Below are 3,210 nucleotides of genomic sequence, written 5' to 3'. Positions count from 1 at the left end.
GTGCGGTCGGTGTGTGCTTCGGTTTCATTATTCGATCTCTCACTCCTGACGAAAGAACGCGTATCATAACGCAGAATCGATTTTCTGTCCGTTTTCAGCTTTCAATGCTTGTGTGAAACCTAATTTGCATTTTAGCCCACATGCTAAATGTATTTAATGGCATTATTTCAATGGTTTTCAAAACAATACCTCCATATGAAAGGCTGACTCTATAAGAAAAATTAGTCCCTGTTATGCAGGGACTAATTGATTGTTTATAGGTATGATTTAACCAACTGACGTAATGATTTAGTTGGATGACCAAGCAAATTGCTCAGTATATGACTGTCATCAAATAGACCACCTTTTGATGCACCAGAATCGGAATCCGCGAGCATAGCTGCTAATGAGCCTGGTAAGCCTGCACCTTCTAGTGATTTAGCAAATTCCGCTTCTTCCATGTTTATGTATGGAATAGTTTTGCCAGATTCTTCACTGATAATGGCACATAACTCGGATAGCGTATAAGACTCATCGCCAGATAATTCATACACTTTACCAGCCTGCGGTACATCTGAGGTTAATACAACGGCTGCAGCTTCTGCATAATCTTCACGAGCAGATGAGCTGATTTTCCCATCTTTGGCACAGCCGATAAATCCACCATTAGCCAGCGAAGGGGCAATACTAACCAAGTAGTTTTCTGTATACCAGCCATTGCGAAGAAGAACGTGAGGAATATTCTCCTGCTTCAAATAATCTTCTGTTTCAATGTGCTCTTGTGCTAATGCCAGTGGAGAAGTATCTGCGTGTAATAAACTCGTGTAAGCAATCAATTTTACATTCATCTTTTTAGCTGCATCGATCACATTCTTATGTTGTGGAGTCCGATGACCCACTTCGCTGGACGATATGAGCAATAACTTTTCAACACCATTGAACGCCGTAGCCAATGTTTCTGGCTTGCTATAGTCGGCTTCTCTCACCTGAACATTCAGAGCTTTCAATGACTCGGCTTTCTCTAAGTTACGAACTAATGCAATAATATTTTTTGCATCTGTTTTTTTAAGTAAATGAGTAATAACTAACAGTCCTAATTGACCTGTAGCACCCGTTACAGCAATCATATTTTTCTCCTGTGATTGTTTTAATTAACTCGATTTTGCTTAGCTTGCCATATATACTATCTTAATGTAAGTACATACCTTTTGGTAAGGTATGTTTTTATTTAGGAAATTATTAGATGAAAACTGATTCAAAAATTGATGTAGCGAGTTCACTCACTGACAAATTGGCTCGTGGTAATGTATTAGCAAAAGAGTGTCCCTCTCGGAATATTTTGCAAGATGTCACCAGTCGCTGGGGCGTATTGATACTATTTTCATTACTTGATGGGACTTACCGTTTCAGTGAGCTACGTAAAAAGATAACTGGTGTCAGTGAAAAAATGCTGTCTCAAACATTACAAGCTTTGGAAGCCGATGGTTTTGTTTTACGTATAGCTCACCCAGTGATCCCACCACACGTTGAATATCAGTTAACGGTAAGTGGTATAGAAGTAGCTCAACGAGTTGAAGAACTAGTGAATTGGATAGAACTGAATCTGAGTGGGATTTTGGCCTCTCAACAACGTTATAATGAAAAAAGATAAATGGTGCAACCAAGGGATAGTCAATAATAAGCTTTCCCTTACTTCTTAGGTTATCAATATTAAATAACTTCATTTTCGTCATAACATCGTATAATAAATAAGATAAGAATATTCTGTATTATTGATATTTTCTATGGCATATTAAATTTAATAAAGATGAGTTACTACTTCAATTTAACCTCCTTATTTCTCGTTATTCATTTATTGATAATAAGCAGATCTTTATATTAATATTCTTAATAGAGAAAAAGTGTAACCAAATGTAATTCAATATTTCTATTTTAATATGAATTTAATTAAACCCCTCTTAATTAGAGGTTAAAAAATGTAGAATTAATGTAAAATTATATTTTTATAAAAACCACCTGTAAAAAATAATTATTTTATATCAATATCTTGATTAATTTTCAACACACCAAGCGATCGACATTAACGATCAATATATGAATTATAATAGGCAAAACCTATTGTATTACCTTTATCGATCGATACAAACGTTTTTACTCAGCTAAATTGTGATTATATATTCCTCATCATCCTGTTTATATCAAGCATTTGAACTAAATAATCTAAGAGGGTTGAAAACGTGAGAGATTACCATTCAGATCTTATTAGAGCGGATGTTTTTAATAAGAAAATAGGATGTTTTATTAAAAACAAAAGAAAGAAAATGGATATAACAGGTAAAGATTTAGGGATGATACTAAATGTCAGTCAACAGCAAATCTCTCGGTATGAAAATGGTATTACAAAGATTACTGTCACCTTGCTTAATGACATATTAATCATATTGGAAACATCTTGGGATGAATTTTTATCATACAATGGATTAAGCGATAAATATTAATCCTCATTATCTTATAGCGTGATTTAATCATTATTTTTGATATTCAATTATATTAAAATGGAGAACTATTCAATGAAAAAATTATTATTACCCGCCATCATCGGTGCCGCATTATTTGGGGGATATGCTTCCGCAAATACGGGTGAAGTTCAGTTTATTGGGGCAGTGACATCAGAAACGTGTGACATTGATACTGAAATCGGAGGATTAGTTAAATCTACGATTGATTTAGGCCAAATGACAACCGCTGATACGCACGGTGACTATGTGGATTTTGAGTTAGTCCCGCGTACAGATGAGTGCCTGAAAAAAACCAGCGGTCAAGTGGGTTGGCAGAGTGCAGGATTCACAAATACTGGCTTGGCAAATATGAAAGGAACCGCTAACGGTGTCTCCATTCAATTAACCGCCGTTAATTCAACAACCCCAAATCAAGACGTGACTTATAATAGTCAAAGTGTTGATTTCGGTAACGGCACAGATGCGATTGGTAATATGAAGTTTAAAGCCAGAATGTCAGCAACTGCGGGTCAAACTGTTACCGAAGGTACTGTGATTTCAAGTGCAACCTATGCGGTAGCCTATAAATAGTATCTATTCTTTAGTGCTTGGTCTTTATTCCCAATATTTGCTCATTCATTTTTTCATTCTAATAATATAAAAAATGAATATCAATCGGAATTATTTTTAATAGCCAATAAGCACACCAGGATTAATTCGGATATAAAAACTA

At 35.2% G+C, this 3,210-nt stretch carries 4 protein-coding genes; 3 read left to right on the top strand and 1 reads right to left on the bottom strand.

The window, feature by feature from the left end; all coding sequences use genetic code 11:
- Positions 1–254: 254 nt before the first annotated feature.
- Positions 255–1,106, bottom strand: coding sequence for an SDR family oxidoreductase (locus tag PSF27_RS20690; RefSeq protein WP_272682179.1), 852 nt, complete (start codon positions 1,104–1,106; stop codon positions 255–257).
- A gap of 116 nt (positions 1,107–1,222) precedes the next feature.
- Here PSF27_RS20690 and PSF27_RS20685 point away from each other — a divergent pair, with 116 nt between their 5' ends.
- The 3 genes from PSF27_RS20685 to PSF27_RS20675 all read left to right on the top strand — a co-directional run bounded on the left by PSF27_RS20685 (position 1,223) and on the right by PSF27_RS20675 (position 3,068).
- The gene (locus PSF27_RS20685) at positions 1,223–1,630 is read left to right on the top strand and encodes a winged helix-turn-helix transcriptional regulator (RefSeq protein WP_272682178.1); all 408 of its coding nucleotides are present in this window, start codon (positions 1,223–1,225) and stop codon (positions 1,628–1,630) included.
- A gap of 586 nt (positions 1,631–2,216) precedes the next feature.
- Positions 2,217–2,477 (top strand): helix-turn-helix domain-containing protein, encoded by a 261-nt coding sequence (locus PSF27_RS20680; RefSeq protein WP_272682177.1) that lies wholly within the window; start codon positions 2,217–2,219, stop codon positions 2,475–2,477.
- A 72-nt stretch (positions 2,478–2,549) separates the two neighbouring features.
- On the top strand, positions 2,550–3,068 hold the full coding sequence (locus PSF27_RS20675) for a fimbrial protein (protein WP_272682176.1): 519 nt from the start codon (positions 2,550–2,552) through the stop codon (positions 3,066–3,068).
- The last annotated feature ends 142 nt before the right edge of the window (positions 3,069–3,210 follow it).

This window comes from Providencia sp. PROV129, from assembly GCF_028482245.1.
Classification (GTDB): domain Bacteria; phylum Pseudomonadota; class Gammaproteobacteria; order Enterobacterales; family Enterobacteriaceae; genus Providencia; species Providencia vermicola.
The sequence above is the reverse complement of the archived record's forward strand: the minus strand, read 5'-3'. Positions and strand labels throughout refer to the sequence as shown.

Coding starts and splice junctions, on each gene's coding strand:
- PSF27_RS20690 (WP_272682179.1), bottom strand. CDS start 1,106: ATGATTGCTGTAACGGGTGCTACAGGTCAATTAGGACTGTTAGTTATT.
- PSF27_RS20685 (WP_272682178.1), top strand. CDS start 1,223: ATGAAAACTGATTCAAAAATTGATGTAGCGAGTTCACTCACTGACAAA.
- PSF27_RS20675 (WP_272682176.1), top strand. CDS start 2,550: ATGAAAAAATTATTATTACCCGCCATCATCGGTGCCGCATTATTTGGG.